The organism is Terrabacter sp. P5_B1, assembly GCF_056400505.1.
Window position 1 is genome coordinate 1 of the sequence record NZ_JBFULD010000310.1, and the last position, 4952, is coordinate 4952.

Here is a 4952-nt window from a genome sequence, read left to right on the forward strand (position 1 = left end):
CCGAGATCTCCTTTGCCTCAGCGGCATTGAGGCCGATGGGCTTCTCGACGACAACGTGCTTGCCGGCCCGGACCGCGGCCAGCGCACCTGACCGGTGCAGGTGGTGCGGCGTCGCGACGTAGACGACGTCGACGTCCGGGTCGGCCAGCAGCGCGTCGACCGGACTGAATGCTCTTTCGATCGAGAAGGTGGCGGCGAACGCGTCGGCCGAGGCCTGGGTCCGCGACCCGACGGACACGACCCGCTGAGTCGTCGAGGCCTGCAGCGACGCGACGAAGCGCGAGGCGATCCACCCGGTCCCGAGCACGCCCCAGCGCAGGCTCGGCACGGACGAGGGTGACGGACGGCGCGGCGCCGGGAGGGCGTCGGGCAGCGCAGGGGACGACACGGCATACCTCTCGGGCGGTGTGGGGAAGTGGGCACTCGACGGGAAGGGGCGGCGCGGTCAGCGCTCGTCGAGCATGACCTCGATGGAGTAGTCCTGGGCGCGGTAGCAGTGGTCGCCGTACTCGACCGGGCCGCCGACGGCATCGAACGCGGTGCGCGACATGGTCAGGACCGGCTGGGACGGGGTGAGATCGAGATGCCTGCGCTCGGCGGCCGACGGCTGGCGGGCGCCGATACGCTGGTGCGCGACGACCGGCTTGCCGCCGCGGGCGCGGAGCAGGGCGTAGAGGCCGTTGCGCTCGAGGTCCTCGCGGCTGATGTCGGAGTAGGCGGGCGGCAGCCAGTTCCGCAGGATCGCGAGTGGGCGGTCGCCGTCGCACCGCAGCCGGACGAGCTTGAGCAGGGGCGTGTCAACCGGCAGGCCCAGCGCCGTCGCGGCGACCTCGTCGGTCGTCACCTCGTGCGTCAGCACCTGCGTGCGAGGGTCCCCCGACCCCTCGCGCCGCAGGTCGTCGTAGAGGCTCGTCAGCTCGGCCCGCCGGTGGATCTGCCGACCCGCGACCGTCGTGCCGAGGCCGCGGCGCCGGAGCAGCAGACCCTGGCCGACGAGCTCCTGGATCGCCCGGCGCACCGTCGGTCGCGAGAGTCCGAGCCGGTCGGCCATGGCGACCTCGTTCTCGAAGGCGTCGCCCGGCTGGAGCTGCCCACTCGCGATCGCCGCACTCAGCTGCTCGGCCAGCTGGTGGTAGAGCGGGACCGGCGTCTCGCGGTCGATGCGGACGTCAACGGGGTTGGGCATGGCCGCAGACTAGCGAGCGTCCGCAAACGTGCACGAATGTGTTCATGTCAGCACACTCTCGTGTCATGACCTCGGGCTCTTGACGACGAGCACCGGCACGTCGACGTCGAGGAGGAGGTTCTGCGTCAGGCTGCCGAGGAACGCCTTGCCCATGGGGGAGCGGCGCCTGGCCCCGATGACGAGGAGGTCCGGTGCGATCTCCGCGATCTTGCCGAGGATGGCGGACGCGACGTCGTTCACCCCCGGTTTGCTCGCGACGAGGTGCAGATCCCACTTCACGTCCTTGAGCGACTTGTCATCGGCGAGTGCCTTCTCGATGGCGTCGGAGATTCCGGCCCGGTTGGCCTCGGCGATGTCCCGGTCCAGGGAGTCGACGACGTGGATGACGTCCAGCCGGACCCCGCGGAAGGCGGCCTCGCGGGCCCCCTCCCACAGGGCCCGCGCGGCGGACGCCGACACCTGATGTGCGACAGCGACGCTCATGACCGCTTCCTCTCGCTCAGGACTTCTGCAGCTCGTGGGACAGCTCGGCGAGCTCGTCGCCGCCGGCCATCTGCCGGGTGAGCTCGTCGAGGCTCACGTCACCGCGCTTCTTGTCGAGCACTGCCTCGCCGAGCTTGAGGATGACGAAGTGGTTGCCGACGAGGTAGGCGTGGTGCGGGTTGTGCGTGATGAACACGACTCCGAGGCCGGCGTCCCGGGCTGCCGCCGTGTACTTCAGCACCACCCCGGACTGCTTGACACCGAGGGCTGCAGTCGGCTCGTCGAGGATGAGCACGCGGGCGCCGAAGTAGACGGCGCGGGCGATCGCGACGCACTGGCGCTGGCCACCGGAGAGGGTGYCGATGGGTTGGTTGATGTCCTTGACGACGATGCCCATCTTGCGCAGCTCCTCGTCGGCGATGCGCCGCATCTCGTTGATCTTCATCGGTGCCAGTGGGGCGCTGCCGCTGACCATCTCGGATCCGAGGAAGAAGTTGCGCCACACCTCCATGAGAGAGACGACGGCCAGGTCTTGGTAGACCGTCGCGATGCCGTGTGCGAGAGACTCACGCGGTGAGGAGAAGGAGACCTCCTTGCCGTCGACCTTCATGGTGCCCTCGTTGTGCGGGTGCAGGCCGGCGATGATCTTGATGAGGGTCGACTTGCCGGCTCCGTTGTCGCCGAGGACGCAGGTGACCTCGCCGGCGTTGACGGTCAGGTTGATGCCCTTGAGGGCGCGGATCGCGCCGTAGGTCTTGCCGATGTTGATCATCTCGACGAGCGGCTCGCCCTTGTGCAGTTCGGGGTCGGCGTGGTCGTGCAGGGTGTCGGTCATGTCAGCCCACCTTCCGGGCGGTCGAGAGTCGCTTGACGTAGAGGTTGACCATCACGGCGAGCAGCAGCATGACGCCGAGGAAGGCGCGGAACCAGTTGGGGTCCCAGCCGGCGTAGACGATGCAGAGGCTCGTCATGCCGAAGATGAAGGCGCCGAGGGCCACGCCGATGGCATTGCCGTAGCCGCCGGTGAGCATGGTGCCGCCGACGACCGCCGCGATGATGTAGAGGAACTCGTTCCCGACGCCGTTGCCGGCCTGCAGGACGTTGAAGTTGTACAGGTAGTGCATACCGGTGAACCAGCCGAGGAACGCCACGGTCATGAACAGACCCACCTTGACCGCGGTGACGGGGACACCGACCGCCCGCGCGGAGTCGGCGTTGCCCCCGACGGCATAGATCCAGTTGCCGATCCTCGTGCGCTGCAGGATGTAGGCGGCGAGCCCGGTGAAGAGGAACCACCAGATAACCGTGATGGACAGGGTCACGGATCCGATCTGCCACTCGTGGGCGAAGATCCAGTTGAGGGAGTCGTAGCCGGCCATCTGGTCGATGTTGGGACTCGACACCGATCCAGTGACGAGCTTGGTCACGCCGAGGTTGGCCCCTTGCAGGATGAAGAACGTGCCCAGGGTGATCAGGAAGCTCGGGATCCCGGTCCTCATGACCAGGTAGCCGTTGAGGAACCCGATCGACAGGCAGAGCACCAGCGACAGGATGGCGCCGACCCACAGGTTGATCCCGAGCTGGTAGCAGAACATCGCGTTGAAGAGGCCGGCGGTGGTGACGAGCACGCCGGCGGAGAGGTCGAACTCACCGCCGATCATCAGCATGCCGACCCCGACGGCGACGATGCCGATGGTCGAGGACTGGTAGAGCACCGTGAAGAAGGCGGGCGCGCTCCGGAAGGCCGGCGCGACGATGAGGAAGAAGATGAAGATGACGATCGCCGCGACGAGGGCGCCGATCTCGGGCCGTGCCAGCAGTCGGTTCGACCAGCCCAGGGTGACCCGGTTGGACGCCTCGGCAGGGGCGGAGGGTGAGGGGTCGGTCTTGACGGGGGTGCTACTCATGACAGCTCCAGTGCTGTTCGGCGGGGGCCGGGCTGCCCAGACAGGCTGCCCAGGCAGACCTGGACGGACCCGGCCCCCTGGAGGCGGTTAGCGAGTGTTCTGCTTGATGAACGGGAGGACCTGGGCGATGTTCGTCTTGTCGACGAAGGAGGGTCCGGTCAGCACGGCCTGGCCGCCACCGAGGACGTTGCCGTTCTTCTTGAAGAGGTAGAGCTGGGTGATGGCCATGTAGCCCTGCAGGTAGGGCTGCTGGTCGATGAACCACTGGATCTTGCCGTCGCTGACCGCCTGGGCCGCGTCCGGGTTGGTGTCGAACGTCCCGACCTTGACGTTCACCCCGGCGGTCTGGGGCGCCTTGACCGTGTCGAGGGCCTGCGGGGCGCCGAGGGTGACGACCCAGTTGATCGACTTGTCCTGGGTGAGCTTGGCCTGGATCGCGCTCGTGACGGCAGCGTCGTCGGCGCCGTTGACCTGCAGGTTCTCGGTGTTCGGGAAGGCGTCCTTGACGCCGGCGCAGCGGTCCTCGAGGGCGACGGACCCGGTCTGCTGGATGGTGCAGAGGATCTTGGTGGCGCCGTCGGCGGCGGCTCGCTTGCCCGCCTGCTGACCGGCCAGCTTCTCGTTGGAGGCGAAGTGCGTGAGGGCACCGGCCTTCTGGAAGAAGTCGATGCCCGAGTTGAAGGTGTCGACCGGGATGCCGGCCTCCTCGGCCTTCTTGATCGAGGGGATGAGGGCGTCCGGGGTGACCAGGGTCGTCGCGATGCCGTCGACCTTGGAGTCGATGGCGTTCTGGATCAGCACCGCCTGCTTGCTGGCGTCCGGGTCCGAGGAGTACTTCAAGGTGGAGCCGGTGTCCTTGGAGGCCTGCTGGGCGCCCGCCTTGATGCGGTCCCAGAAGGTGTCACCCGGCGTCTCGTGGGTGATCATGGCGAAGGTGTAGCCGCTGTTGCCGCCGCCACCCCCACCCCCGCCCGTCGATGTGGTGCTGGGCGCCCCGCCGCTGCTGCAGGCCCCGAGGGCGAGTGCGGCGGCCGTGGCCATCCCGGCTGCGACGGCCACGCTCTTGCGAGTCCGAGTCGGAGTCATCGTTGAATCCTTTCGTTGCGTCGCGGGTCCCGGTCGCCGGAGTACGCGACGTGCTGTGACGGCAGATCCCGCCGATCAAGGGGTGCGGGCTCCGGGCCCGGGGCGCCGGTGGCGCGGTGGGCTGAGAGCCGTGGAGCGTCGGTCTGACTCCTGCGTCGCGGCAGACATCGCGGTGGAGGTCTGCTGGTCCCGGCGTCGATGCCAGCGATTTGAGGATCCCCCGGACTTCTGCGTCCTGTCAAGAGATTGATCAAACATCAGAATGTCCTGACATTTGCTTGACACGACGA

General features: G+C 67.9%; 6 protein-coding genes. All 6 read right to left on the reverse strand.

Annotation, left to right across the window (positions count from 1 at the left end; all coding sequences use genetic code 11):
- Positions 1-388: Gfo/Idh/MocA family protein (locus AC1DP0_RS17915; RefSeq protein ID WP_478087015.1), on the reverse strand; the 388-nt coding region annotated here is incomplete at its 3' end.
- Positions 389-445: 57 nt separating this feature from the next.
- Positions 446-1186: a GntR family transcriptional regulator gene (locus AC1DP0_RS17920; protein WP_478087018.1), complete on the reverse strand. Its 741-nt coding sequence runs from the start codon at positions 1184-1186 to the stop codon at positions 446-448.
- A 63-nt stretch (positions 1187-1249) separates the two neighbouring features.
- A complete protein-coding gene (locus tag AC1DP0_RS17925) occupies positions 1250-1669 on the reverse strand; it encodes a universal stress protein (protein WP_478087020.1) in 420 nt (139 codons plus the stop codon).
- A 16-nt stretch (positions 1670-1685) separates the two neighbouring features.
- Positions 1686-2504: an ATP-binding cassette domain-containing protein gene (locus AC1DP0_RS17930; protein ID WP_478087023.1), complete on the reverse strand. Its 819-nt coding sequence runs from the start codon at positions 2502-2504 to the stop codon at positions 1686-1688.
- Position 2505: 1 nt separating this feature from the next.
- Positions 2506-3576, reverse strand: coding sequence for an ABC transporter permease (locus AC1DP0_RS17935; protein ID WP_478087025.1), 1071 nt, complete (start codon positions 3574-3576; stop codon positions 2506-2508).
- An 87-nt stretch (positions 3577-3663) separates the two neighbouring features.
- Positions 3664-4662, reverse strand: coding sequence for a substrate-binding domain-containing protein (locus AC1DP0_RS17940; protein WP_478087027.1), 999 nt, complete (start codon positions 4660-4662; stop codon positions 3664-3666).
- Positions 4663-4952 lie beyond the last annotated feature (290 nt).